We start from the raw sequence: 25,915 nt of genomic DNA, 5'->3' as shown, positions 1-25,915 counted from the left end.
CAGCATCCTGCGCAATCACGCGTGGCGCTTGAAGTCGCGGAAGCGGAAGCCAACTATAAAGAGAGTGGCAAAGTACGCCACGCCGCACAGGGCCACCACCAGGGCCAGCGCGCCTGCCCGCAGCAACGGATGGGCTTGCATGGCGATCCAGTCGATGCGCACGGCGCCCGCATACGCCACGCCACCCATCACGATGAGTGCCGGCAGCAGGCGCAGGAAGAACTTGGCCCAGCCCGGTTTCGGCTGGTAGATGCCGCGCCTGCGCAAGCCCCAGTACAGGAAGCTGGCGTTCAGGCAGGCGCCCAGGCCGATCGACAGGGCCAGGCCGGCCACGGCGATGTAGGGCACGAACAGCAGATTCATCAGCTGCGTGGCGATCAGCACGCCGATGGCGATCTTCACGGGCGTACGGATGTCCTGGCGCGCATAGAACGCGGGCGCCAGGGTCTTGACGAGGATGATGCCGATCAGGCCCAGGCTGTAGGCCACGAGTGGCTGCGTCGACATGGTCACGGATTCGGCCGTGAACTTGCCGTAGTGGAAGAGGGTGGCGATCAGTGGCGTGGCCAGGGTCGCCATGCCGACGGCGGCGGGCAGGGCCAGCAGGAAAGTCAGGCGCAAGCCCCAGTCCAGCAAGGCCGAGTATTCCGTCTTGTCGCCATCCACGTTCGCCTTCGACAGGCTGGGCAGCAAGATGGTACCCAGGGCCACGCCCAGCATGGCGGTGGGGAATTCCATCAGGCGGTCCGCATACGACAGCCAGGAAATGCTGCCCTCGGCCAGGCGCGACGCGATGCTCGTGTTGATCATCAGGCTGATCTGCGCGGCCGAGACGGCGAACACGGCTGGTCCCATCTTCTTCAGTACGCGGCGCACGCCGCCGTCGGACAGGCCGATGGCGGGATTGATCGACAGGCGCGGCAGCATGCCGATCTTGATCAGCGCAGGAATCTGGATGGCCACCTGCAGCAGGCCGCCGGCGAACACGGCAATGGCCATGGCGTAGATCGGCTGTTTCAAATAGGGCGCGAGGAACAGCGAGGCGGCGATGAATGACAGGTTCAGCAGCACCGGCGTGAACGCGGGAATCTTGAATTCGCGCCAGGTATTCAAGATGCCGCCGGCCAGGGCGACGAAGGACATGCAAGTAATATAAGGGAACATCAAGCGCGTCATCCACACGGCCGCGTCAAAAGCGCCCGCATCCTTGGTCAGGCCCGTGGCGATCAGATACACGAACCAGGGCGCGCCGATGATGCCGATGGCGGACACGAGCAGGGTGGCCCAGACGAGCGTGGTGGCCACGTGGTCGGCCAGCTGCTTGCTCGCTTCCTGGCCGTGCTGGTTCTTGTATTCAGACAAGATCGGCACGAAGGCTTGCGAGAACGCCCCCTCGGCAAACAAGCGGCGCAACAGGTTGGGGATGCGGAAGGCAACAATGAAGGCGTCCGTGTAGGCGCCGGCGCCAAAGGCGCGCGCGAACAGGCTTTCGCGCAATAATCCGGTTACACGGGACAGCATGGTCATGCTGGAGATGGCGGCGAGGGTTTTAAGCAAGTTCATGGGGGCAGATTATAGCCGGGCGCGGTACCGTTAAACGGTTAAAATATGGTAACAATTGCCGCCGATTCGCCCTTGCCAGCCCCATTTTCACGTGTTTTTGGCGTGACACACGGTTTTTTGATTTGCCCCCGCTTGAAAATATCGCTATAATCGAAGGCTGTACAGAATTCTGTTACGCAGACACTAATGTTTGACAGGCACTGGTTTGGCACACATGGTTCGGCAGACGCACAGAACGCACCGGTTGGCAAACACTAATGTTTGCAAACGCACTTTGACCCTGTTTTAGGAAATTCCATGGCAAATACCGCACAAGCGCGCAAACGCGCTCGTCAAGCAGTTAAGCAAAACGCACACAATTCGTCCCAACGTTCGACCTTGCGCACGGCTATCAAAGCTGCTCGCAAAGCGATCCAGGGCGGCGACAAGGCAGCTGCTGCTGCAATCTTCCAAGCATCCGTGTCGACCATCGACCGTATCGCTGACAAGAAGATCATCCACAAAAACAAGGCAGCTCGCCATAAGAGCCGTCTGGCAGCTGCTTTGAAAGCACTGTCCGCTTAATATTCGCCAGCAGGCAAGCCACCACGGTGGCCTTGTCTGTGCCGGTACGCTGGCACTGGTTGAAAAGCAAAAACCCGCAGATTCGTTCTGGCGGGTTTTTTCGCGTTTTTATTCGGATTTTTAAGGCCGCATCCGCTAGCGGCCCGCCGCCATGGCCTAGCGCGCCGCCGGCAAGTTGCCGATGCTCATGCCTGGTTTGATGTTCTTTTGCTTGAACCAGCCCAGATGCATTTCCAGCGCATAGCGCACAGGCACGGTCTTCGTGGAGCAATGGCTGTCGAGCGTGTGCGGCTGCATGTCTTCGATGTTGACGATCTTGCCGCTGGCATCGATAAAGGCCACCGACAGGGGCAGCGGCGTGTTTTTCATCCACATGCATTGCGTGGATGGGTTGCCAAAGACAAACAGCATGCCTGCATTGGCCGGCATCTTTTCACGGTACATCAAGCCCTGTTCGCGCTGCTCTTCCGTGGCGGCCACTTCCGCCTGGATCAAATGCATGCCGGCCGACAGTTGCAAGCTCTTTGTTTGCGCCTGGGCCATGCTGGCGCAAGATAGCAGGGCGATGGACAGGCTGAGACGGCAAAGGGAATTTTTCATGGGGCGGGACGGTGGCTGCGAAGCGGCGATTAAGCCACGCTGGCGGCCGGCTGGTCAAGCATGCTGCCCGGCCGCATCGAAAGCGTGGGGTTACAGCAACATGCTCGCCATCGTCAGCCCGGGACTGCGCTTATTTCACGGGCTTGCCCGCTTCAGCGGCTGGCTGCTTCGTCTTGCGCGCCTGGGGAATCAGGCGCGGCGCATCGGTTGCGGCCGATGCGTTGACGGAGGCGGACGCCGGCGGCACGGGCTTGCTGGCGTCGGTGGCGGCCGAGGCGTGGCTGGCTGCCGATGCGGGTGGCGGCTTGACGGCATCGGTCGCGGCGGATGCGTGCACCTGGGCGCCCGACTGGGCCAGTGCGGCGCCGGCAAGCAGGGATGCGGCCAGGGTCGAAATTATTTTTTTCATCATCTTTCCTTTTCCGTCATGTTGAGGTTAGATGATTTTAATGCATTATCTAAAAATAAATAGTGCTTATTGGAAAAATTCGCTACCGTCGCCGCTCTTTCTTGTGCTGCTTAGGCCTTGCCAATGTTTTCGGCTGGCACTTCGCACCATTCGCCGGGCATCAATGGATGGCTGGCCAGCGAGAACGGGCCGATGGCGCTGCGCACCAGGCGCAGGGTGGGCAGGCCGACGGCCGCCGTCATGCGCCGCACTTGGCGGTTTTTTCCTTCTTTCAAGGTGATCGCCAGCCACGAGGTCGGCTTGTCGGCGCGCGCGCGGATCGGCGGATTGCGGGGCCACAGCCAGTCCGGCTCGGCGATGCGCACGGCCTTGCACGGCTTGGTGATGAAGTCGCCCAGGTCCAGCGGCGCCTGCAGGCGCGCCAGGCTGGCCGCATCGGGCACGCCGTCGACCTGCACCAGGTAGGTTTTCGCTTCCTTGCGGTCCGGGTGGCTGATTTCATGCTGCAGGCGGCCGTCGTCCGTCAGCAGCAGCAAGCCTTCGCTGTCGGCGTCGAGCCGGCCGGCCGGATAGATGCCGGGGATGGTGAGATGGTCGGCCAGGGTGGTGCGGCCGTCCTGCGGCGAAAACTGGCACAGGACCTGGAATGGTTTATTGAAGAGAATAAGTGGCATGCTGGATAAATGGATGCAAACGATGGTGGCTGCTGGTCGGCGCCGCAAAAGCGTGGCGCCCTGTAAGATACTGGTGCATAATGTGAAACGTTAGTCTTATGTCTTATAGAAGACTATGGCGATGCGCTTCTTTGGCGATGCGGATGGCCCGGGTGTTCTTTCCCTGCTAAAGTGCGTTGTTGCCGCCCTGTTCGGACTTGTTTTTGTAAACTCTGCAACCGCAGAGCGCGTCGCCGGCCTGTGTTGCCCGCCAGCGGTGTGTCCCACTTCGGAGATCACGATGTATCAACATATCACTGTACCTGCTGACGGCCAAAAAATCACCGTCAACGCCGATTTTTCGCTGAATGTACCAGATAATCCCATCGTTCCCTTCATTGAAGGCGATGGCACGGGCATCGATATCAGCCCGGTCATGATCAAGGTGATCGACGCTGCCGTGGCCAAGGCCTACGGTGGCGCGCGCAAGATCAGCTGGATGGAAATCTACGCGGGCGAAAAATCGACGAATGTGTACGGCCCCGATGTGTGGCTGCCGGAAGAAACACTGGAAGTACTCAAAGATTACGTGGTTTCCATCAAGGGCCCGCTGACGACGCCTGTCGGCGGCGGCATCCGTTCGCTGAACGTGGCCTTGCGCCAGCAGCTCGATCTGTACGTCTGCCTGCGCCCCGTGCGCTACTTCACGGGCGTGCCGTCGCCCGTGAAAGAGCCGGAAAAGACGGACATGGTGATTTTCCGCGAAAACTCGGAAGATATCTATGCCGGCATCGAATACCAGCAAGGCTCGCCCGAAGCCAAGAAATTGATGGATTTCCTCGTCAATGAAATGGGCGTGACGAAGATCCGCTTCCCGGCCACGTCGGGCCTGGGCATCAAGCCCGTGTCCATCGAAGGTACGGAGCGCCTCGTGCGCAAGGCCATCCAGTACGCGATCGACAATGACAAGCCATCCGTGACGATCGTGCACAAAGGTAACATCATGAAGTACACGGAAGGCGGCTTCCGCGACTGGGCGTATGCGCTGGCGCAAAAGGAATTTGGCGCCGAGTTGATCGATGGCGGTCCATGGTGCAAGTTCAAGAATCCGAAGACGGGCCGCGACATCATCGTCAAGGATTCCATCGCTGACGCGTTCCTGCAACAGATTCTGCTGCGTCCGGCCGAATACAGCGTCATCGCCACCCTGAATTTGAACGGCGATTACATTTCCGACGCGCTGGCGGCGCAAGTGGGCGGCATCGGCATCGCGCCGGGCGCCAACCTGTCCGACTCCGTCGCCATGTTCGAAGCGACGCACGGCACGGCGCCGAAGTACGCGGGCAAGGATTACGTGAATCCCGGTTCCTTGATCTTGTCGGCGGAAATGATGCTGCGCCATATGGGCTGGCTGGAAGCGGCCGACCTGATCATTTCCTCGATGCAGAAATCGATCGCCTCGAAGCGCGTCACCTACGATTTCGCCCGCCTGATGGAAGGCGCCACGCAAGTGTCGTGCTCCGGTTTCGGCGACGTGATGATCGAGCACATGTAAGAGACGTGGAGCGGGGCGCCGAGCGCGCCCTGCGGACGAAAAAAAACCCCGTTCGAAAACGGGGTTTTTCACATCTGAGGGCCGGCGATGCTTAGGCTGCTTGGATGTTGGAAGCTTGCTTGCCTTTAGGGCCTTGCGTGACTTCGAATTGAACTTTTTGACCTTCTTTGAGGGTCTTGAAACCGTTCATGTTGATTGCGGAGAAATGAGCAAACAAATCTTCGCCGCCATCATCTGGAGTGATGAAGCCAAAACCTTTGGAATCATTGAACCACTTAACTGTACCTGTTGCCATAAAAAGAACTTTCAAAATTAAAACAAATCACACGAGCCATAAAAGCAAGAAGCTTCTTGCCCCCTCCTCGACGTCTCACTTCTTATCAAGCTGTACATTACTGCAACAGTCGATACAGCATTGTTGGCGGAATAAATAATGAAGTCAAGCGCTTTTCCATCGATATTGCCAAATTCTTCACGACAACCAAAAAAGCAACTCTTGATTTTGACGGCAAGGTCGCCATCTGCGCACTATTAAGAAAACGCGTAAGATTGAAAACAATTGGAAAGGCGTAGATATTGCGCATGACAACCACTGTGAAAGCATTAGAATAAGCGTATGGCAACCAAGCACGACACAGAAACCCTGCTGGAGCGGCAAGTGCTGAAGCCGCCACCGCTCTACCAGGTGGCCTTGCTCAATGACGACTACACCCCGATGGAATTCGTGGTGGCCATCATTCAGGAGTATTTCAACAAGGACCGTGAAACGGCGACGCAAATCATGCTCAGTGTTCATCGCTACGGCAAAGGAGTGTGCGGCGTGTTCTCTAAAGATATAGCGTGTACCAAAGTGGAGTTCGTTTTAACGCATGCGCGCAAGGCGGGGCATCCCCTGCAGTGCGTGATGGAGGAAGTATGATTGCGCAGGAATTAGAAGTAAGTTTGCACATGGCGTTTGTCGAAGCTCGGCAGGCACGGCACGAATTCATCACGGTTGAGCATTTACTGCTGGCACTGCTGGACAATCCCTCCGCTGCCGAGGTGTTGCGTGCCTGCGCGGTCAATATTGAAGACCTGCGCAAGACCCTCACCAATTTCATCGGCGATAACACGCCGACCGTGCCTGGCACGGGCGAAGTCGACACCCAGCCGACGCTTGGTTTCCAGCGCGTGATCCAGCGCGCCATCATGCACGTCCAGTCCGCCTCGAACGGCAAGAAGGAAGTCACGGGCGCCAATGTGCTCGTGGCCATCTTCGGCGAAAAGGATTCGCATGCTGTTTACTACCTGCACCAGCAGGGCGTGACGCGCCTGGACGTGGTCAATTTCATCTCGCACGGCGTGCGCAAGGACCAGTCGACGGAAAGCGCGAAAGCCTCCGAAGGCGTGGAAGAAGCGCCCGTCGATGGCCAGCCGAAGGAAAGCCCGCTCGACCAGTTCACGCAAAACCTGAACAAGGCCGCTGCCGAAGGCAAGATCGATCCGCTGATCGGCCGCGAGGAAGAAGTCGACCGCGTGATCCAGATCCTGTGCCGCCGCCGCAAGAACAATCCGCTGCTCGTCGGCGAGGCGGGCGTGGGCAAGACGGCCATCGCCGAAGGGCTCGCTTACCGCATCACGCAAAGCGACGTGCCGGAAATCCTGCAGAATGCCGTCGTGTATTCGCTGGACATGGGCGCCTTGCTGGCCGGTACCAAATACCGCGGCGACTTCGAACAGCGCCTGAAAGCCGTGCTGAAACAGTTGAAGGACAATCCGAACGGCATCCTGTTCATCGACGAGATCCACACCATCATCGGTGCGGGCTCGGCGTCGGGCGGCACTCTCGATGCGTCCAACCTGCTGAAACCGGCACTGGCCAACGGCCAGCTGAAGTGCATCGGCGCGACCACGTACACGGAATTCCGCGGCGTGTTCGAGAAAGACCATGCGCTCTCCCGCCGCTTCCAGAAAGTGGACGTCAACGAGCCGACCGTCGAGCAAACCGTGCAAATCTTGCGCGGCCTCAAATCGCGCTTCGAAGAGCACCATGGCGTGAAATACTCGGCCTCGGCCCTGTCGACGGCGGCTGAACTGGCGGCGCGCTTCATCAACGACCGCCATCTGCCCGACAAGGCGATCGACGTCATCGATGAAGCGGGCGCGGCGCAGCGCATCTTGCCGAAGTCGAAGCAAAAGAAAACCATCGGCAAGGCCGAGATCGAGGACATCATCGCCAAGATCGCGCGCATTCCGCCGCAAACGGTCAACCAGGACGACCGCAGCAAGCTGCAGACGATCGACCGCGACTTGCGCAATGTCGTGTTCGGGCAAGATCCCGCCATCGACGCGCTGGCTTCGGCCATCAAGATGGCCCGTGCCGGTCTGGGCAAGACGGACAAGCCGATCGGCTCCTTCCTGTTCTCCGGTCCGACCGGCGTCGGCAAGACCGAGGTGGCCAAGCAATTGGCGTTTATCCTCGGTATCGAGCTGATCCGTTTCGACATGTCGGAATACATGGAACGCCACGCCGTCAGCCGTTTGATCGGCGCGCCACCGGGCTATGTCGGTTTCGACCAGGGCGGCTTGCTGACGGAAGCGATCACCAAGAAGCCGCATGCGGTCTTGCTGCTCGATGAAATTGAAAAAGCCCATCCGGACATTTTCAATATCCTGCTGCAAGTCATGGATCACGGTACCTTGACGGACAACAATGGCCGCAAAGCCGATTTCCGCAACGTGATCATCATCATGACGACCAATGCGGGCGCGGAAAGCTTGCAAAAGACGTCGATCGGCTTCACGAATTCGAAGCAGGCTGGCGACGAGATGGCCGACATCAAGCGCATGTTTACGCCGGAGTTCCGCAACCGTATCGACGCGACCATCAGTTTCCGTGCGCTGGACCAGGAAATCATCCTGCGCGTGGTCGACAAGTTCCTCATGCAGCTGGAAGAGCAGTTGCACGAGAAAAAGGTCGAAGCCGTGTTTACCGAGAAGCTGCGTGCTTTCCTCGGCAAGAAAGGCTTCGATCCGCTGATGGGCGCGCGGCCGATGGCGCGCTTGATCCAGGACATGATCCGCAAGGCCCTGGCCGACGAGCTGCTGTTCGGCCGCCTGGTCACCGGTGGACGTGTCACCGTCGACCTCGACGACAAGGACCAGGTCTTGCTGGAATTCCCGGAACCGCCGGACGCGGCACCGACGGCTGCGCCGGAAACGGTGGAAGTAGAGTAATCGGCTCCTTCGCCAAGTGCGATCCAGAAACCCGCCCACGCAAGTGGCGCGGGTTTTTTTACGTCTTTGTGGGCAATAAAGAAGGTTTTCTTTGGTCGTAGTTATGCCAGAATTGCTGTCCGGTATCGACATGATGTCCGTGCCGCCTGACCGCTATCTGGATGCCCACATGAAAATTTCCCGCAATCTTGCCTTGCTCCTGTTGTCCGCCGGCCTGCTGGCTGACGCGGCTGCGGCCGCTCCTGCTGCCAGCTATTTCCGTTTTCCCGCCGTGCGCGGCGACACCGTCGTCTTCACGGCCGAAGGCGATTTGTGGAAAAGCAATCTGCGCGGTGGCGCGGCGCAGCGCCTGACCACGCATCCCGGCTATGAAACGAACGCGGCGATTTCGCACGACGGCCAGTGGCTGGCGTTTTCCGCCGCCTACGAAGGGGCGCAGGAAGCGTATGTGATGCCGTTGGCAGGCGGCTTGCCGCGCCGCATTTCGTATGACAATGGCGGCGTGCTGGTGCTGGGCTGGACGGCGCAGGGCGAGGTGCTGGTCAGCACGCAAAATACGGATGGTCCCGCTTCGCGCCGCATCGTCGCCGCCATCGATCCCGTGAAACAGACGCGGCGCGTATTTCCCGTGGCCGACGCCAACGACGCCGTGCTCGACGACTCTGGCAAGACGCTGTACTTCACACGCTTCGGCCTGGCCATGACCAACGACAATGTGCGCAACTACCGGGGCGGCGCGCATGCCACCCTGTGGCGCTATGAGCTCGATGGCAAGGGCGAGGCCGTGCGCATGCATACGGAGCCTGCCGTGTCGGCGGGCAACAACAAGCGCCCCATGTGGTGGCAGGGCCGCGTCTATTACATCAGCGACGAGGGCGGCAGCGACAATCTGTGGAGCATGCTGCCCGACGGCTCCGACCGCCGCGCCTTGACGACCCACACGCAGTGGGATGTGCGCAATGCGCAGCTGGGCGATGGCAAGATCGTGTATCAATTGGGCGCTGATTTGCACGTGCTGGACCTGGCTGCAGGCACGGACTCGCCGCCATTGCCGATCAGCCTCGTGTCCGACTTCGACCAGCAGCGCGCGCGCCAGATCCGTTCGCCGCTCGACACCCTCTCCAATGTGCAGCTCTCGGGCAAGGATGAGCGCATCATCCTGACGGCGCGCGGCAAGGTCAGCATCGCCGGCACGGGCAGCCTGCGCCGTGTCGACATCGCCATTCCCGATGGGGCAAGGGCGCGCGACGCCGTCTTTTCCAGCGACGAAAAATCCGTGTTCGCCATCGTCGACACGAGCGGAGAGAATGAAATCTGGAAATACGCCGCCGATGGCTCGGGCAAGGGCGAGCAGCTGACGACGCAGGGCGATAACCACCGCTGGAAACTGTACCCGTCGCCGGACGGGCGCTGGCTGGCCCACACGGACAAGAAGGGCCGTTTCTGGCTGCTGGACCTGACGACCAGGGGCAATCAGCTGATCGACGATGCGGGCAAGGCGGGCGTGGACAAGCACGACGAAGTGCAATGGTCGCCCGACAGCCGCAACCTGGCCATCGTGCGCGTGGCCAGCAACGAGCAGCGCGAGCAGATCGGCCTGTATAACCTCGCATCGAAACAGCTGCAGTTCGTCACCAGCGACCGCTACACGTCCGGTTCGCCCGTGTTTTCGCCCGACGGCAAGTGGTTGTACTTCCTGTCGGCGCGCAATTTCCAGCTGGCCAACGGCTCGCCATGGGGCGACCGCAACATGGGTCCCGTGTTCGACAAGCGCGTCGGCGTGTATGCGCTGGCGCTGCAGCCGGGCAACCGTTTCCCGTTCCAGCCCGACGATGAGCTGAGCCGTCCTGGCGTCAAGCCGGCCGAGACGGACGATGAAAAGGCGGCCGAACAGGCGGCGGAAAAGGCATTGGAAAAGGCCGGCGGCAAGTCGGCCGTGAAGAAAGCGCCGGTCGCCTTGCCGGCCATCGTCAGCCAGGGCCTGGCCGAGCGTTTGTATGAAGTGCCGCTGGCGGCGGGCAACTACAGCGCGCTGGCCGCCGACGACAAACGCCTGTATTTCCTCGAGCGCGACAGCGGCGAGAACAAGTCCAGCCTGAAGACCTTAGCGATTGGCAATACCGGCTCCAAGCCGGAACTGCTTGTGGCCAATGTGCGCGAATTCGACCTGGCGCAAGATAAAAAGCATTTGTACTACAGGACGGCGGCAGCCACCGGCCCGGGCGAGATGCTGGTGATCGAGGCGGGCGCCAAGCTGCCGGCCGACCTGTCGAAATCCAAGGTCAAGGTCGACGACTGGACGTTTGTGTCGAATCCGCGCCTGGAATGGAAGCAGATGTTCAACGATGCCTGGCGCCTGCACCGCGACTTCCTGTACGACGCGAAGATGCGGGGCGTGAACTGGAAGGCTGCGCGCGACAAATATGCGCCGCTGGTCGAGCGGGTCACGGACCGCGCCGAGCTCAATGACGTGCTGGGCATGATGGTGGCCGAAGTGGGCGCCCTGCATTCGCAGATCCGTCCCGGCGAATTGCGCCGCACGGAGCAGGAAGGCACGCCGGCGGGCCTGGGCGCCGTGCTGGCGCGCACCAGCGAGGGCTACCGGGTCGAGCATGTCTACCGCAGCGAAGCGGAATTGCCGTCGGCGCGCGCACCGCTGTCGCGCCCCGAAGTGGATGTGAAGGTGGGCGACGTGATCACGGCCGTCAACGGCAAGGACGTGCTGGCCGCGCGCGACATCAGCGATTTGCTGTTGAATCAGGCCGACAAGCAGGTGCTGCTGCAAGTCAAACGGAGCAAAGGCGCGCCGCGCGCCGTCATCGTCACGCCCGTCAACATGGCGAAACAGACGGCGCTGCGCTATGGCGACTGGGAATTGAGCCGCGCCGAGCAGGTGGCTGCCGCCTCGCAGGGACGCATCGGCTACCTGCACCTGCGCGCCATGGGCGCCAATGACATCGCCTCGTTCGCGCGCGATTTTTACGCGAATATCAACCGCGAAGGCTTGATCATCGACGTGCGGCGCAATAACGGCGGCAATATCGACAGCTGGATCATTGAAAAACTGCTGCGCAAGGCCTGGGCTTACTGGGCGCCGCCTGGCGTGCAGCCATCGTCGAACATGCAGAACACCTTCCGCGGCCATTTGGTGGTGCTGGTCGATGAACTCACGTATTCCGATGGCGAGACCTTCGCGGCCGGCATCAAGGCATTGAAACTGGCGCCGCTGGTGGGCAAGCGCACGGCCGGCGCCGGCGTCTGGCTCAGCGACAATACGCGCCTGGCCGACAACGGCATGGCGCGCGTGGCGGAAAACGGCCAGTTCGGCATCGATGGCCAGTGGCTGATCGAAGGCGTGGGCGTGGTGCCGGACGTGGAGGTGGAAAACCCGCCGCACGCCACCTTCAATGGCGCCGACCGCCAGCTGGAAGTGGCGCTCGACATGCTGGCGAAAAAGCTCAAGGAGCAGCCGCGCCCCGCCTTCCAGGCGCAGCCTATCCCCGCGCTGAAGTAAGGCGGCTACAGGCCGCAGGCGGCCTTGAACTGCTGCGCGCGGCGGCGCGACACCTCGACCACGCTGCCGTCCTGCAGGTGCAGGGCTAGGCCATCGGCGGCGTTCGGCGCCAGCTGCGCCACCTGCGCCAGGTTGACGATCTGGCGCCGGTTGGCGCGCAGGAACAGGGCGGGATCGAGCTTTTCTTCCAGCTGGTTCAGGGTGCGCAGCATCAGCGGCCGCTGCGCGCCGAAATGCACGCGCGTGTAGTTGCCTTCCGATTCCAGCAGGCGGATATCGCCAAACGCGACGAACCAGCAGCGTTCCCCATCCTTGATGAATACCTTGCGCGGCGCAGGCGGCGGCACGGCTTGCACCCGCGCGCCGGCGCGCGCCAGCGCCGTGGCCAGGCGCGCCGCCTGCACGGGTTTTTGCAGGTAGTCGAGGGCGCTCACCTCGAACGCCTGCAGCGCGTACTGGTCGAAGGCCGTGCAAAAGATGACGTCGGGCGCCTCATCGAGCGCGGCCAGCAGGTCGAAACCGGAGCCGCCCGGCATCTGCACGTCGAGCAGCAGCAGGTCGGGGCGCAGCTTGCCGATCTGCGCGACGGCATCGGCCGCGCTGGCCGCCTCGCCGACGATCTCCACGGCGCCGTGCTGCACATGCGGCGCCAGCAGCCGGCGCAGCTCGGCGCGCGCCAGGCGCTCGTCATCGACCAGCATGACCTTGAGCGGCGCTCCATTCATGGCGGCTCCGGCAGGTCGATGGTGGCGTAGATCCAGCCCGCCTCTTGGCGCAAGGCCAGGCTGGCGCGCTCGCCGCAGGCCAGCTGCAAGCGCTGGCGCGCATTGCGCAAGCCGATGCCGGTGGAGCCGGACGCGCCGCGCAGTTGGCCCGTGTTGGCCACCTCGATCTGCAACGTACCCGTGCCAGCGCTGCGCTGCGCGGCAATGCGGATGTCGCCGCCATCGGCGCTCGCTTCGACGCCATATTTGACGGCGTTTTCCACCAGCGTTTGAACGGCCATGGGCGGCACGCGCACATGTTCCAGAGTGGGCGCGCTGATCTCGATCGCGAAGCTGACGCGCAGGCGTTCCTCGAAGCGTATCTGCTCGATGGCCAGGTAAGCGCGCACGGCGTCCAGTTCGGCCGCCAGCGGCACGGTGGCGTGCTGGCCCGACTGCAGCGCGTGGCGCATCAGGCCCGCCAGCTGGTCGATCATGTGCGCGGCCGCGTCGCGGTCTTCGAAGATCAGCGCGCGCACGCTATTGAGGCTGTTGAAGAAGAAATGCGGATTGACTTGCGCCTGAAGGGCGCGCAGTTCCGCTTCCCGCCCATGCAGCTGCAGGCGCAGGGTTTCCGCTTCCAGGTGGGCGGCGCGCCGCAGCGACAGCGCGGTAAAGTAAAACACCGTCCAGGTCAAAAATACCCCGAACCAGAACAGCAGCGCACCGGGCAGCCAGGCCAGGCCGCGCAGGACATCGGGCGGATACATGACGTGGAAGGCGGCCGTCACGCTGGCCGTCTGGATGGCGGCCAACAGCAATAATGATGGCAGCACGCGTGTCCAGCGCATGCCGCTCGCCACCCAGCCGCGCCGGAGCAGGACGCCATGCCACAGGTGCGACAGCAGCAGCCCGCCCAGCGAACCCCAGCAGGCAATCGCCACGACGATACGCAGCTGCGAGGAGCCGCCATACACGCTGTTGAACAGGGCGAGTGCACCCCAGCCGGCCAGCTGGAAGGTCCAGTACCAGTTGATCCTGGCCAGCAGCGGCGGCCCGTGCAAGGGTGCGTTCACCGCCTAGTCCAGGAACTGTTCGATGCGCGCAACCATCCAGTCCGGCTGGTCGTACATGATGAAGTGGCGCGCCGTGTCGGCCAGCGCGATCTGCACGCCGGGCAGCTGTGCATACTGCCGCTGGAAGGTCGCTTCGATGGCGGCGCGCGGCGCGTAGTCCTTGTAGGCGATCCAGGTGCCCAGCACCAGGGTCGGCGATTTTATTTTCGCCACGTCCTGGCGCAGGTCGCTGGCCATCAGGGTGCCCATGGCCTTGATCACCGTCTCGCGGTCCGAGCGCTGGCCCCAGCCGATGATGCGCTCCACGTCGGCCGGCGCGCTGGCCATGCTGGTCACGGCGCGGCGCTGGCTGGCGGCGTAGGTGGCGCCATCCTGCGCGCGCATGGCCGATTGCATCTGCGTCGCCATGGCTTGCAGCTGCGGCGGCGTGATGGAGGGCAGCTGCGTCGCGCCCAGCGCCGGCAGCGAGTCGACGATCACCAGCTTGCCCGTTTGCGCCGGATGGTCGATGGCCATTTTCAGGGCCAGGAAGCCGCCCAGGCTATGCCCGATGATGGCCGGCTGGCCCAGTTTTTTCGCCACGATGTAGTCGGCCAGCTGGTGTTCCGCCTGCGCCAGCAGGTCGCCTTCGATGGGCGCCACGCCGGCAAAGCCGGCCAGGGTCAGCACATAGCATTGGCGCTTGGCTTGCGGACCGCACAGGCGGGCCACCGTGCCTTGCCAGACTTCGCCCGATGACGCCAGGCCGGGAATCAGGATCAGCGGGCGGCCCTGGCCCGTGACCTCGGCCGTGAAGGCTGTGGGCGCGGCGGCCTGGCCGGCCCCCGCCAGCAGCACGCTGGCGAGCAGGATACAAGTGTGCAGTGTTCGTTTCATTGGGTACTCCTCCTTGACGACCATGCTAGCGGCGCCGGCGTGCGGCCGCCAGCGCCGCGGGATGAGCGGCGGCAGGGCGGGATGAGTGGTTCATATCCACACATCCTGGTCCTGGCAATGGTCGGGGAGGTAGGTCAGGTATTGCACCATGCGCGGCGCCGGGCCGCGGTTGGGCGTGGCGCAATGGGGCAGGGCCTGGTGCCAGATGATGAAATCGCCGGCCATGCCGTCGACGGGCACGGGCCGCAAGTTGTCGACGGCCCATTCGCGCGGCTGGCGGCCCGGCGGCACTTGCCGCAGCCAGTCGGCCATGTGGTGCTGGAAGCCGGGCACGCAGTGAAAGGCGCCATGCTGCGCGGGACAGTCGCTCAGGTACAGCATGCCTTGCAGCTTGAAGGGTACCGGCTGTTGCAGGCTGACGTCCCAGTGCAGGGCGCTGCCCAGGAAACGGTGCTGCGGCGTTTCCGGCGGATTGAAACTGACCTTGTCGATGCTGGCGTAGATGCCGGTGCTGGTACCGGCGCTGGTGTCATATAGCTGCTGGCAGGCGTGGCGGATGTGCGTGCTGTGGCGGTTTTCCTCGAGGGCCCGATGGTCGGAAAACTGCAGCATCAGGCCCCGCTTGCCCGGGTGCGGCTGGTACCACGATGCCGGATCATCGGGGCTGGCGACCAGGTATTCCCAGATGGCCGCCCGGGCAGCTGCGCACTGCGCGCGCGGCACGGCGCCGCGCAGCACGAGATAGCCGTGCTCCTCGAAATGGCGCAGCTCGGCGGCGGACAGCACGTCCTGGTGAGGGCTGGCGGCGTGCGCAGGACGCACGCGCGTGCGGCCAGCCAGCCACGCCTGAAAGGCTTCCATGGTAGGGCGTTGCTGGAACAGGAACTGCATGGCGTCTTCCATCGAAATGCCGCGCGCGTACAGCGCCTTGATGTCGCGGTGGTCGCGCGCCAGCCCCTGGTTGCCGCTCGCGCCACCATGTCCCGTGCAGCGTTGCCATAACTCGTGCAAGTGGGGCCAGTCGTCCATGGTGAGTAGGGAATGGTTAAAAAATCAGCCGGCGCGCAGGCGGCGCCACAGCGTGGTGCGGCTGATGCCGAGGTAGTGGGCGGTGGCGTCGCGGCGCCCGCCGAAGCGCGCCAGCACGGCGCTGGCGCTTTCGACTTCCAGGCGAGGCGGCACGGTGGCGGCAGGCGCCGGCGGCACCGCCGGCGTGCCGGCAGCGTTGGCCAGTTCCGGAGCCACGCCCAGCACGAAGGCGGGCGTCAGCGCCTGCAGCGGTTCGGCGGCCAGGAACAGGGCCAGGCGCTCGGCCAGGTTGCGCAGTTCGCGCACGTTGCCGGGCCAGCCGTAGCGGCGCAGCAGCGGCGCGCAAGCCTGGATTTCCGCGTGCAGGTTGGGGTGCGGACGGGCGCCCAGCGCGGCCAGCGCGTTTTTCAGCGACCATTCGGCCAGGCCGGGAATATCGCTGGCGCGTTCGCGCAAGGCGGGCAAATGCAGGCGCAGCACGGCCAGGCGGTAGAACAGGTCGGCGCGGAAGCGGCCTTCGCGGATGCGCTGCTCCAGGTCGCAGTGTGTGGCGCTGATGATGCGCACATTGATGGCGATGGGTCGCGTGCCGCCCACGCGCACCACTTCGCGCTCTTCCAGCACGCGCAGCAGGCGCGTTTGCAGGGCCAGCGGCATTTCGCCGATTTCGTCGAGGAACAGGGTGCCGTGGTTGGCCGCTTCGAACAGGCCCGCATGGCCGCCACGGCGCGCGCCCGTGAAGGCCCCGTCCTCGTGGCCGAACAGCTCCGACTCGAGCAGGGACTCGGCGATGGCGCCGCAATTGATGGCGATGAAGGGCCGGTTCGCGCCCAGGCTGCGCGGACTTTCGCGGTGAATGGCCTGCGCCACCAGTTCCTTGCCGCTGCCCGTCTCGCCCTGGATCAGCACCGTCGCCGGCGAGCGCGCATACAGCACCACCGACTGGCGCAGCGCTTCCATCGCTTCTGATTCGCCGCGCAGATCGTGCAGGCCGTGCCGTGCGCGCAGGGTGTCGGCCACCACCGCGCGGCGGCCCCGCGTCGATTCGATCTGCGTCAGGCGCGCCAGCTCCAGCGCATCGTCGAAGGCGCGCCGGATGGCCGTGGCCGAATACACGAAGACGGCGGCCAGCCCGGCCTCTTCGGCCAGGTCGGTGACGAGGCCCGCGCCGACGACGGCTTTCACGCCGGCCGCCTTCAGTTCATTGATCTGCGCGCGCGCGTCTTCCTCGGTGGCGTAGGTGCGCTGCGCGATCTGGAAGCCGAAGGTGGCGGCAAATTCGGCCAGTTCCGGCATCGGGTCCTGGTAGGTGACGACGCCGATGTGCGGCGAGATGCGCCGCGCGCGCGCCAGCGCCTGCATCACGTCGTAGCCGCTGGCCTTGGCGATGATGACGGGTACCGACAGCCGGCCTTTCAGGTAGGCGCCGTTCGAGCCGGCGGCGATGACGGCGTCGCAGCGCTCCGTGGCCATGCGTTCGCGGATATGGCGCACGGCGTCGTCGAAGCCTAGGTTGATCGGTTCGATCGTCGCCAGGTCATCGTACTCGAGCGTGATGTCGCGGAACAGGTCGAACAGCCGCGAGACGGAGACGGTCCAGATGACGGGTTTGTCGCGGTGATCGAGCGGAGGTTGGGGAGGGCGGCGCATGCTTTATTCTAAACGATTTGTTTCATTTTCTTGCCATGCAACGCGGTTGCAACAATCGTGTTGCAAGTGGTCTGTGGCGTTTCAGATATTGCCAATGAGGAATATGAAAAAACCCCGGGAAACTGGTTTATGATCTGACAGCACCATGATGCTTGTGAGAATTTTTGCCCAGGCACATGTTTATCTCGTCCTTAACCGTCCCATGGTGTCCATGAACCGCGTACCGACCAGTCCCGATTTCATCGCCGATGCCTTGCAGTTGATCGCCTTGCCGGCCTGCGCCTGCGATGCCTGCGGCATGGTGGTGGCGGCGAATGGCGCGTTGCAATCCTTGCTGGGCACGGATATAGCGGGCCGGCTGCTGGCCGACTGTTTTACGGACGCCTACCGTGCATCGAGCACGAGCATGCTGCGCGGCGCGCTCGGTGCGGCCGGGCGCGAGCGGCAGTGGGACAGCAGCCTGCAAGGGGTGTCGGGCGCCATCGCCGTGCAGGTCTGGTCGAGGCCGCTGCTGGTGGACGACGGCTTGCCGGGTGCGACCCTCGTGTTTGCCGACATCCGCGTGCAGCAGCGCGACCAGCAAGCCTTGCGCAAGTCCATGCTCGAGCAGCAGGCCATCCTGGAAAGCGCGGCCGTCGGCATCATCTTTTCCAAGGGCGGCTTCATCGAGGAGTGCAATATCCGCGCCGCCGAGATGCTCGGCTATGCGCGCCACCAGCTGACGGGCATGCCGGGCGCGGTGCTGTACCGCTCCGCCGAGCATTGCCGCGCCCTGGGACTGGAAGCGGCGCCGCTGCTCTCGAAGGGCAAGCCATACCGCACGGAGCTGGAATTGCGGCGCCAGGACGGCAGCTTGTTCTGGAGCCGTTTGCACGGGCGCGCCGTCGATCCCCTCAATACGCATGACGGCACGGTCTGGATCATCGAAGATATCAGCGACCACCGGCGCGATGAAGACCAGCTGCGCCGCGCCATGCTGGAAATGCAGGCCGTGATGGACAACGCGCCGCTGGCCATCGGCTTCCAGCGTGACAAGGGCGTGCTGCGCTACAACCGGCGCTTCGCCGAATGCTTCGGCTTCGATGGCGACAGCGGCGTAGGCCTGGCCGTCGCCGACCTGTATCCGTCGCGCGCGGCGTACGAGAGCGTCGTGCGGCAGGCCGCGCCCCTGCTGCGGCGCGGCCTGCCGTTCCAGGGCGAGATGGAAATGCGCCGCCGCGACGGTTCCACGTTCTGGGCGCTGGCCTACGGCTATGTGCTGAATCCGGAAAACCAGTCCGACCGCGCGCTGCGCGACACGATCTGGCTGTTCGATGACCGCAGCGCGCAGAAGGCGGCCGAGGAGGCGACGCGCCAGCTGATGCTCGAGCAGCAGGCCATCCTCGACAATGCCTCCGTCGGCATCCTGTTTTCGCGTTCGCGCCTGATCCTGCGCTGCAATCCCCGCTTCGCCGAAATGTTCGGCTACACGCAGGATGAGATGATCGGCCTGCCCGCCGCCGAGCTGTTTCCCTCGCCCGCCGCCTACGAGGCATTCGGCGTGCAAGCCACGCCGCTGCTGGGACAGGGCTTGCCTTACGAGCAGGACGAATCGCTGTTCCGCCGCCGCGACGGCAGCCTGTTCTGGTGCCGCATCCGCGCCAAGGCCGTCGACCAGACGCACAGCGAGCAGGGCGCCATCTGGATCCTCGAAGACATCACGGCCAGCCGCCAGGCGCAGATGGAAGTGGCGGCCATCATGACGAATGCCTCGGTCAGCATCCTGTACACGAAGAACCGCCAGATCACGCGCTATAACCTGGGCTTTGCCGCGATGTTCGGCTACAGCGGCGACGAGGCGCTGGGCTTGCCCGGGCGCGCGCTGTACGTGTCGCAGCAATCGTACGATTTGCTGGGCGCGGCCGCGTTTCCCTTCCTGTCTATCGGCAAGCCGTTCCAGACGGAAGTGGAGATGATGCGCCGCGACGGCAGCACTCTGTGGGCGCAGCTGATCGCCTATGTCGTCAATCCGGACGACCCGGCCGCCGGCACCATCTGGATCATCGAGGACCGCACGGAAGCCAAGCGCGCCGAAGAATCCCTGCGCAACGCGCTGCTGGAAAACCAGGCCATCCTCGACAGCGCCGTGCTGGGCATCTCGGTGATAGAGGGCGGCTACAATTTGCGCGCCAACAGCAAGATGGAAGAGCTGTTCGGCTATGGCCCGGGCGAGATCAACGGCCTGTCGGTGCAGGCCCTGTATCCGGACGTGGCCGCGTGGAAGGTGGCGCGCGGCGAGACGGCGCGCGATTTCGAGGCGGGCAGGGTCCACATGTCGGAATACCAGCTGGTGCGCAAGGATGGCAGCCGCTTCTGGGCGCGCCTGTCCGGCCGGCCGTTCGACCTGGCGCATGCGCATGGCCGTTCCGTGTGGCTGGTCGACGACGTGACGGCGCGCCGCGAGGCGGCCGAGGCGGTGCGCCGCGCGCGCGACGAACTGGAATTACGCGTGCAGGAACGCACGGCCGAACTGGCCGGCGCCAATCTGCTGCTGCAAGGCGAGATCGCCGAGCGGCGCCAGGCCGAGGCGCGCGTGCACCACATGGCCTACCATGACAACCTGACGGGCTTGCCGAACCGCGCGCTGCTGTCGGACCGGCTGGAACGGTCCATGCTGGCCTCGCAGCGCTCGGGGCGCAAGCTGGCCGTGATGTTCATCGACCTCGATCGCTTCAAGACGATCAACGATTCGCTCGGTCACATGACGGGCGACTTGCTGCTCAAGGAAGTGGCCGCCCGGCTGTGCGGCGCCGTGCGCGCCAGCGACACGGTGGCGCGCCTGGGCGGCGACGAATTCGTCGTGCTGGTGCCGGGCATCCGCAGCGGCGACGAAGCGGCGCGCGTGGCTGAAAAGATCATCGAAGCGCTCACGCCCGCCTTTCCGCTCGACGGCCATGTGCTGCACGTGACGCCGTCGATCGGCATCTGCGTGTATCCGGACGATGGCAGCGATGTCGACGCCCTGATGCGCCATGCCGATGCGGCCATGTATCACGCCAAGGGCAATGGCCGCAACAACTACCAGTTCTTCACGCAGACGATGAACCAGGCGGCGGCCCTGCATTTTGATCTGGAAAGCAGCTTGCGCACGGCGCTGGCGCTGCGGCAATTCGAGCTGGTTTACCAGCCGATCATCGATATCGCCACGCGCCGCCTGCACGGCATGGAAGTGCTGCTGCGCTGGCGTCGTCCCGGCCACGGCCTGGTGCTGCCGGACCGCTTCATTCCCATCATGGAGGAAAACGGCTTGATCGTGCCCGTGGGCGAGTGGGTGATGCGCCAGGCATGCGAGCAAAGCATGGCCTGGCAGCGCATGGGCTTGCAGCCCGTGCCGCTGGCGGTGAACCTGTCGCCGCGCCAGTTCATGCACAAGGGCCTGGTGGCGGCGATTGGCGCCGTGGTGCGGGAAACGGGCATCGATCCGGCGCTGCTGGAATTCGAGATCACCGAGACGGCGCTGATGCAGCACGGCGAGCATACGCTGGAGATTCTGCGGCAGATCAATGGCATGGGCCTGCGCCTGTCGATCGACGATTTCGGCACCGGCTATTCCAGCCTCGCTTACCTGAAGCGCTTCCCCGTGAAGAAGGTCAAGATCGACCGCGCCTTCATCAAGGACCTCGAGCACAGCGCGGAAGACCGCGCCATCGTGGCGGCCATCATCGCGCTGGCCGACAGCCTGCAATTGTCGGCCGTGGCCGAAGGGGTGGAAACGGAAGAACAGTTCGCGCTGCTGCAGGCGAACGGCTGCCGCTATGCGCAGGGCTATCTGTTTTCCGCGCCGGTTCCAGCTGCCAATGCGCAATCGCTGCTGGGACGTCTTCCTGCTTAGTCGATCGTCGCGATGACGGGTGTATGGTCGGACGGCTGTTGCCAGTTGCAAGTGGTCCCCTGTCGATGATGCCCGTATCGGTCAGTCGATAGTGGCAACGACTGGCGCATGGTCGGACGGCTGTTCCCATTTGCGGGGCACGCGGTCGATCACGCAAGCCTTGCAGCGGCCAGCCAGGGCGGGCGAGAGCAAAATATGGTCGATGCGCAGGCCCTTGTTCAGGCGGAAGCCCAGCTGGCGGTAATCCCACCAGCTGAACGATTTGTCCGCCTGTTCGAACAGGCGGAAGGCGTCCGTCAGGCCGATGTCGAACAGACGCTGCAGGGCGGCGCGTTCCTTGTCCGAGACCAGTACCTGGCCAGCCCAGGCGACAGGGTCGTGCACGTCGCGGTCGTCGGGCGCGATATTGTAGTCGCCGACGACGGCCAGCTGCGGGTGCTGCAGCGCTTCTTCGGCCAGCCAGTCGTGCAGGGCGGACAGCCAGCCCAGCTTGTATTCGTATTTGTCCGAGTCGACGCTCTGGCCGTTCGGCACGTAGGCGCAAACGACGCGCACCCCGCCGATGGTGGCGGCCAGGATGCGCTGCTGCGCATCTTCATAGCGGGGATTGTTCTTGACCACGTCGGTGATCGGCAGCTTCGACAGGATGGCCACGCCGTTGTAAGTCTTCTGGCCGCTGAAGACCACCTGGTAGCCAGCCGCCTCGATCTCGGCGACGGGGAACTTGTCATCCGTGAGCTTGGTTTCTTGCAGGCACAGTATGTCGACCGGGTTGTCGGTCAGCCATTGCAGCACTTGCGGCAGGCGCACTTTGAGCGAGTTGACGTTCCAGGTGGCGAGTTTCATGGGAAAAATCCTTGCTTGAATAGGTGGCGATAGGCGCGAATCTTACCGCATGCGTGTCGATGGCGTCCTGCCCGGCTTACCGGGCATGGGCTTTATTTACCAGCAGGAAAAAAGGGGTGCCAATAAAGTATTTGTATTTAACCAATCGTGGCGCATGAATATTATGTTTTTGTGTATCATTGATCAACCCCTATGTTTGATTTGGCATAAGTGGCTGGCGTGGCAGGCTGCGTCTCGCTGTTTAGCGCGACAAAGGTGTAAAGTTTCTCGCTAAAACGCAATAAAAACTACTAAAATGGCACAATGTAACAACTGTGTCATACGGCTTTGTTACAGCCCAGTTAAGAACCGAACAGGAAGCAGTTGTAATTAGTTGTAATTGCTATTCCGATTACATGACCACTGTGCCGGGGACGGAGTGTCAATTCCATCCCTGGCGCCGCCAGACTTGTTATATAAATTGCAGTACTGTATCTATGAGACTGTTTTGCGACATCAATAGATGGTACTATTTTGAAATGTTGCAGTTTTAATAGTGAGACTTGCGCGTAGCATTTGCAAAGGAAGAAAATGCGAACTGCATTTGAAGCGTGGGCGCAGCGTGACGGCCACATTGTGCGGCGAAGAGAAGACAAACCGGATGAGTACCTGATTTTCGAGACCCAGCGCCGCTGGGTTATCTGGCAGGCCGCTCTGACGCATGGCAAGACGGCTGCCAAGCCGCGCGTGAGCGCGGCCGAAAAGGCGGCGAAAGCCCAGCGCGCGCTGGAAATGTCCTCCGATGAAGCGACCGTGCGCAACAAGGTGCTCAATGAGGTGCTCGATGCCTTCAGCGGCGCCGATGGCGCGGCCGGTATGGAAGGCATACTGAAAGTGATCCAGGGCCTGAAGCAGAAGCAGAAGGCGCTGGCCGACGACAAGAGCGAAGATTCAACGGCTTGAGGGGACGGCGATGCGTTATCGGCACTACAAGGGCGGCATTTACGAACTGGTGTGCGAAGCCACGCTGGAAGCGGATCTGACGCCGATGATCGTCTATCGCGCCGAGGATGGTTCCATCTGGACCCGGCCGAAAGACGTGTTCTTTCAACTGATCGAAGTCGAAGGCGTCATGGTTCAGCGTTTCGCTCCCATCAACTGATGGCCGCCCGCGTGCGTGCCCGGGATTTTCTTCATGCGTAAATTGCTGCCTGCCGCTTTGGTGCTGGGCTTTGCCTGCGCCGCGGCACATGCCGAAACCATCGGTTCGGTCGACACGGTGTTCAAGCTGATCGGCCCTGACCACAAGATCGTCGTCGAAGCGTATGACGATCCGCGCGTTGCCGGCGTCAGCTGCTATCTGTCGCGCGCCAAGACCGGGGGGCTGAAGGGTGCCGTCGGCCTGGCCGAAGACAAGGCCGATGCGTCCGTGGCTTGCCGCCAGGTGGGGCCGCTGCAATTCAAGGGCAAGCTGCCGCGCCAGGAAGAAGTGTTTACCGAGCGTGCCTCGATCTTCTTCAAGCACGTGCGCGTCGTGCGCATGGTCGACAGCAAGCGCAATGCGCTCGTCTACCTCGTGTATTCCGACCGCCTGATCGAGGGCAGTCCGAAGAACAGCGTCACCGCCGTCGCCGTGCCCGGCGAGCAGCCGATTCCCGTCCGTTAAGCGAGCTACCCATGCGCATGCCATCGTCTGCAGCCCTTGCCGCCAGGACGCTGCTGCTGTTTGGCCTGGGCGGCTGCGCCACGTTGACGGGCAACACCGAGCAGATGGTGCTGGTGCAAACCATCCAGGACAACCGCGAGCTGACGGGCGCCGGCTGCATCCTCAGCAACGACGTGGGCAAGTGGTTCGTCACCACGCCCGGACGCATCACCATCCGCAAGAGCCAGGAACCGTTGAAGGTCGATTGCCGCAAGCATGGCTCTCCCGCCATCGCGACGGACGACCATATCGATCCCAAGCTCAATGGCAGCGTCTGGGGCAATGTCATCCTGACCCTGGGCGTCGGCTATTTCGTCGACCGCAACACGGGCGCCGGCTTCGACTACCCATCTATTTTGACCATCGTCATGCAAGACCCGGCGCGCCTGGCGCCGCCGCCTCCGCCCGTTGCCGTGAAACCGCCGCCCGCCGTGCCGGAAACGGTGGTGCAGCCCAAGGTGGCGCCATCGCCGTTGCCCAATCCCGTCGTCTACTGATTAATACGCCACACATGAAAAAGCCGCCAGGGTCAGTTCAGACCGTGGCGGCTTTTTTGCCTCGTATTGCCAGCAGCTGGGCGCTGCCGGCAAGGCGTCAACTTAGACCCGGTTGATCAGGAACGTCGTCAGCAGGGGTACTGGACGGCCGGTCGCGCCTTTTGCGCCGCCCGATTTCCATGCCGTGCCGGCGATGTCCAGATGCGCCCAGGTGTACTTCTTGGTGAAGTTTTCCAGGAAGGCCGCTGCCGTCACCGAACCGCCGCCTGGCGTGCCGATGTTGGCCAGGTCGGCGAAGTTCGACTTCAGCTGCTCGTTGTACGCCTCTTCGATCGGCATGCGCCATGCCGTGTCGCTCGACTGCTTGCCCGCTGCCAGCAATTCATTGGCCAGCTGGTCATGCGCCGCATCGCTGCGCGTAAACAGGCCGCTGTTGTGGTGGCCCAGGGCCACGACGCAAGCGCCCGTCAGGGTGGCGATATCGACGACGGCTGCCGGCTTGAAGCGTTCGGCGTAGGTCAGCGCGTCGCACAGCACCAGACGGCCTTCGGCATCCGTGTTCAGCACTTCGATGGTCAGGCCGTTCATGGAGGTGACGATGTCGCCCGGCTTGGTGGCGCGGCCCGACGGCATGTTTTCGCACGCGGCGATGACGCCGATGACGTTCAGCTTCAGGTTCATTTCGCCGATGGCGCGGAAGGTGCCCAGCACCGAAGCGGCGCCGCACATGTCGTACTTCATTTCATCCATGCCAGGACCGGCCTTGATCGAAATGCCGCCCGTGTCGAAGGTGATGCCCTTGCCGACGAGGACCACTGGCGCATCCTTGGCCTTGCCGCCCATGTGCTTCAGGACGATGAATTTCGGCGGCTGTTCGCTGCCGTTGGTGACGGACAGGAAGCTGCCCATCTTCAGCGCTTCGAGCTGTTTGCGGTCCAGCACTTCGACTTCGAACTTGTAATCCTTGGCCAGCTGCTTGGCCGTGTTGGCCAGGTAGGTCGGGTTGGCGATGTTCGCCGGCAGGTCGCCCAAGTTGCGCGTCAGGTCGGAACCGTTGGCGATGGCGATGGCTTGCGCCAGCGCGCCGCGCGTCGCTGCCGTTGCGGGAGCGGCCAGGACGATCTTGCGCACGCCTGCCGGCGCCGGATCTTTTTTGCTTTTTTGCGAGTCGCAACGGTATTCGCTGTCGTGGGCGGCTTGCACCACGCAACGGATTGCCCAATTTACGTCGCGCTCTTTCACTTCAGCCAGCGGTAATGCGATAATGGCGTCCGCAGCGCCCAGCGAGCCGAATGCCTTCAGTGCGGCTTGTACGCCGGTTGTGAAGCTTTTTTCGCTGACAGTATCATCGCTGCCCATGCCTACCAGCAGAACACGTTCGGCGGCGACGCCATAGACTGCGCGCAGCAGCAAGGTGCTGCCAGGCTTGCCGCTGATGTCGCCGGACTTCAGCGCAGCCGAAATCGCACCCTTGCTGTCCAGCGATTTTGCCGCTGGCGACAGTTTTTTGTTTTCGAATACCGCAACCGCGATGCATCCGCTTTTGGCCGTGCCGAGGGTGCTCTTGGTATCGAATGCTTTTATGCTAAAGTCCATTTGGTTCTCCGT

General features: G+C 63.0%; 22 protein-coding genes. 10 read left to right on the top strand and 12 right to left on the bottom strand.

Annotation, left to right across the window (positions count from 1 at the left end):
- Positions 1-15: 15 nt before the first annotated feature.
- Positions 16-1,563: a murein biosynthesis integral membrane protein MurJ gene (gene murJ, locus JAB6_RS17470; RefSeq protein WP_070303849.1), complete on the bottom strand. Its 1,548-nt coding sequence runs from the start codon at positions 1,561-1,563 to the stop codon at positions 16-18.
- Positions 1,564-1,860: 297 nt separating this feature from the next.
- Here murJ and rpsT point away from each other — a divergent pair, with 297 nt between their 5' ends.
- Positions 1,861-2,127: a 30S ribosomal protein S20 gene (gene rpsT / locus JAB6_RS17465; protein ID WP_010395935.1), complete on the top strand. Its 267-nt coding sequence runs from the start codon at positions 1,861-1,863 to the stop codon at positions 2,125-2,127.
- A 156-nt stretch (positions 2,128-2,283) separates the two neighbouring features.
- Here rpsT and JAB6_RS17460 read toward each other — a convergent pair whose 3' ends face one another.
- From JAB6_RS17460 to JAB6_RS17450, 3 genes are all read right to left on the bottom strand, one after another.
- Positions 2,284-2,727 carry a DUF192 domain-containing protein gene (locus tag JAB6_RS17460; protein WP_070303848.1) on the bottom strand — a complete coding sequence of 148 codons (444 nt, stop codon included), beginning with the start codon at positions 2,725-2,727 and terminating at the stop codon, positions 2,284-2,286.
- A 130-nt stretch (positions 2,728-2,857) separates the two neighbouring features.
- Entirely contained in the window at positions 2,858-3,136 is a 279-nt protein-coding gene (locus JAB6_RS17455) for a hypothetical protein (RefSeq protein WP_070303846.1), read from the bottom strand.
- A gap of 110 nt (positions 3,137-3,246) precedes the next feature.
- On the bottom strand, positions 3,247-3,810 hold the full coding sequence (locus JAB6_RS17450) for a pseudouridine synthase (RefSeq protein ID WP_046682580.1): 564 nt from the start codon (positions 3,808-3,810) through the stop codon (positions 3,247-3,249).
- A 280-nt stretch (positions 3,811-4,090) separates the two neighbouring features.
- Here JAB6_RS17450 and icd point away from each other — a divergent pair, with 280 nt between their 5' ends.
- Complete coding sequence (gene icd, locus JAB6_RS17445; protein WP_070303844.1) at positions 4,091-5,344, top strand: NADP-dependent isocitrate dehydrogenase; 1,254 nt, start codon at positions 4,091-4,093, stop codon at positions 5,342-5,344.
- 91 nt (positions 5,345-5,435) lie between these two features.
- Here the strand turns inward: icd and JAB6_RS17440 are convergent, their stop codons facing one another.
- Positions 5,436-5,639, bottom strand: coding sequence for a cold-shock protein (locus tag JAB6_RS17440; RefSeq protein WP_010395943.1), 204 nt, complete (start codon positions 5,637-5,639; stop codon positions 5,436-5,438).
- 321 nt (positions 5,640-5,960) lie between these two features.
- Here JAB6_RS17440 and clpS point away from each other — a divergent pair, with 321 nt between their 5' ends.
- The 3 genes from clpS to JAB6_RS17425 all read left to right on the top strand — a co-directional run bounded on the left by clpS (position 5,961) and on the right by JAB6_RS17425 (position 12,074).
- Positions 5,961-6,263 (top strand): ATP-dependent Clp protease adapter ClpS, encoded by a 303-nt coding sequence (clpS, locus tag JAB6_RS17435; RefSeq protein ID WP_034751577.1) that lies wholly within the window; start codon positions 5,961-5,963, stop codon positions 6,261-6,263.
- Entirely contained in the window at positions 6,260-8,560 is a 2,301-nt protein-coding gene (clpA, locus tag JAB6_RS17430) for an ATP-dependent Clp protease ATP-binding subunit ClpA (protein WP_034751575.1), read from the top strand. The genes clpS and clpA overlap by 4 nt, the downstream gene beginning before the upstream one ends.
- Before the next feature lie 103 nt (positions 8,561-8,663).
- Positions 8,664-12,074, top strand: coding sequence for a S41 family peptidase (locus tag JAB6_RS17425; RefSeq protein ID WP_083292774.1), 3,411 nt, complete (start codon positions 8,664-8,666; stop codon positions 12,072-12,074).
- Positions 12,075-12,079: 5 nt separating this feature from the next.
- Here the strand turns inward: JAB6_RS17425 and JAB6_RS17420 are convergent, their stop codons facing one another.
- The 5 genes from JAB6_RS17420 to prpR form a co-directional block, all read right to left on the bottom strand.
- Complete coding sequence (locus JAB6_RS17420) at positions 12,080-12,799, bottom strand: LytTR family DNA-binding domain-containing protein (protein WP_070303842.1); 720 nt, start codon at positions 12,797-12,799, stop codon at positions 12,080-12,082.
- Positions 12,796-13,854: a sensor histidine kinase gene (locus JAB6_RS17415; RefSeq protein WP_254671673.1), complete on the bottom strand. Its 1,059-nt coding sequence runs from the start codon at positions 13,852-13,854 to the stop codon at positions 12,796-12,798. Before JAB6_RS17415 ends, JAB6_RS17420 begins: the two co-directional genes overlap by 4 nt.
- Before the next feature lie 3 nt (positions 13,855-13,857).
- Positions 13,858-14,730 carry an alpha/beta fold hydrolase gene (locus tag JAB6_RS17410; protein ID WP_070303840.1) on the bottom strand — a complete coding sequence of 291 codons (873 nt, stop codon included), beginning with the start codon at positions 14,728-14,730 and terminating at the stop codon, positions 13,858-13,860.
- 90 nt (positions 14,731-14,820) lie between these two features.
- A complete protein-coding gene (locus tag JAB6_RS17405) occupies positions 14,821-15,759 on the bottom strand; it encodes a phytanoyl-CoA dioxygenase family protein (RefSeq protein WP_070303839.1) in 939 nt (312 codons plus the stop codon).
- Positions 15,760-15,783: 24 nt separating this feature from the next.
- Entirely contained in the window at positions 15,784-17,409 is a 1,626-nt protein-coding gene (prpR, locus tag JAB6_RS17400; RefSeq protein ID WP_070303837.1) for a propionate catabolism operon regulatory protein PrpR, read from the bottom strand.
- A 211-nt stretch (positions 17,410-17,620) separates the two neighbouring features.
- On the opposite strand from prpR, the gene JAB6_RS17395 reads away from it, so the two are divergent.
- Entirely contained in the window at positions 17,621-21,280 is a 3,660-nt protein-coding gene (locus tag JAB6_RS17395) for a bifunctional diguanylate cyclase/phosphodiesterase (protein ID WP_070303991.1), read from the top strand.
- An 81-nt stretch (positions 21,281-21,361) separates the two neighbouring features.
- Here JAB6_RS17395 and xth read toward each other — a convergent pair whose 3' ends face one another.
- Positions 21,362-22,126: an exodeoxyribonuclease III gene (gene xth, locus JAB6_RS17390; protein ID WP_034751561.1), complete on the bottom strand. Its 765-nt coding sequence runs from the start codon at positions 22,124-22,126 to the stop codon at positions 21,362-21,364.
- A 570-nt stretch (positions 22,127-22,696) separates the two neighbouring features.
- On the opposite strand from xth, the gene JAB6_RS17385 reads away from it, so the two are divergent.
- From JAB6_RS17385 to JAB6_RS17370, 4 genes are read left to right on the top strand one after another with little or no spacing between them, the layout of a single operon-like run.
- Positions 22,697-23,068 carry a hypothetical protein gene (locus tag JAB6_RS17385; RefSeq protein ID WP_034751548.1) on the top strand — a complete coding sequence of 124 codons (372 nt, stop codon included), beginning with the start codon at positions 22,697-22,699 and terminating at the stop codon, positions 23,066-23,068.
- Positions 23,069-23,078: 10 nt separating this feature from the next.
- Positions 23,079-23,267, top strand: coding sequence for a DUF1653 domain-containing protein (locus tag JAB6_RS17380; RefSeq protein ID WP_034751545.1), 189 nt, complete (start codon positions 23,079-23,081; stop codon positions 23,265-23,267).
- A gap of 33 nt (positions 23,268-23,300) precedes the next feature.
- A complete protein-coding gene (locus tag JAB6_RS17375) occupies positions 23,301-23,771 on the top strand; it encodes a CreA family protein (RefSeq protein WP_070303835.1) in 471 nt (156 codons plus the stop codon).
- 11 nt (positions 23,772-23,782) lie between these two features.
- A complete protein-coding gene (locus tag JAB6_RS17370) occupies positions 23,783-24,307 on the top strand; it encodes a hypothetical protein (protein WP_070303833.1) in 525 nt (174 codons plus the stop codon).
- Positions 24,308-24,409: 102 nt separating this feature from the next.
- Here JAB6_RS17370 and JAB6_RS17365 read toward each other — a convergent pair whose 3' ends face one another.
- A complete protein-coding gene (locus tag JAB6_RS17365; RefSeq protein ID WP_070303828.1) occupies positions 24,410-25,903 on the bottom strand; it encodes a leucyl aminopeptidase in 1,494 nt (497 codons plus the stop codon).
- Positions 25,904-25,915: the final 12 nt, after the last annotated feature.

It is taken from the genome of Janthinobacterium sp. HH104, from assembly GCF_001758715.1.
In the GTDB taxonomy this organism is placed as follows: Bacteria; Pseudomonadota; Gammaproteobacteria; order Burkholderiales; family Burkholderiaceae_D; genus Janthinobacterium; species Janthinobacterium aestuarii.
Note: the sequence above shows the minus strand (reverse complement) of the source record. Positions and strands in the feature narration are given on the sequence as shown.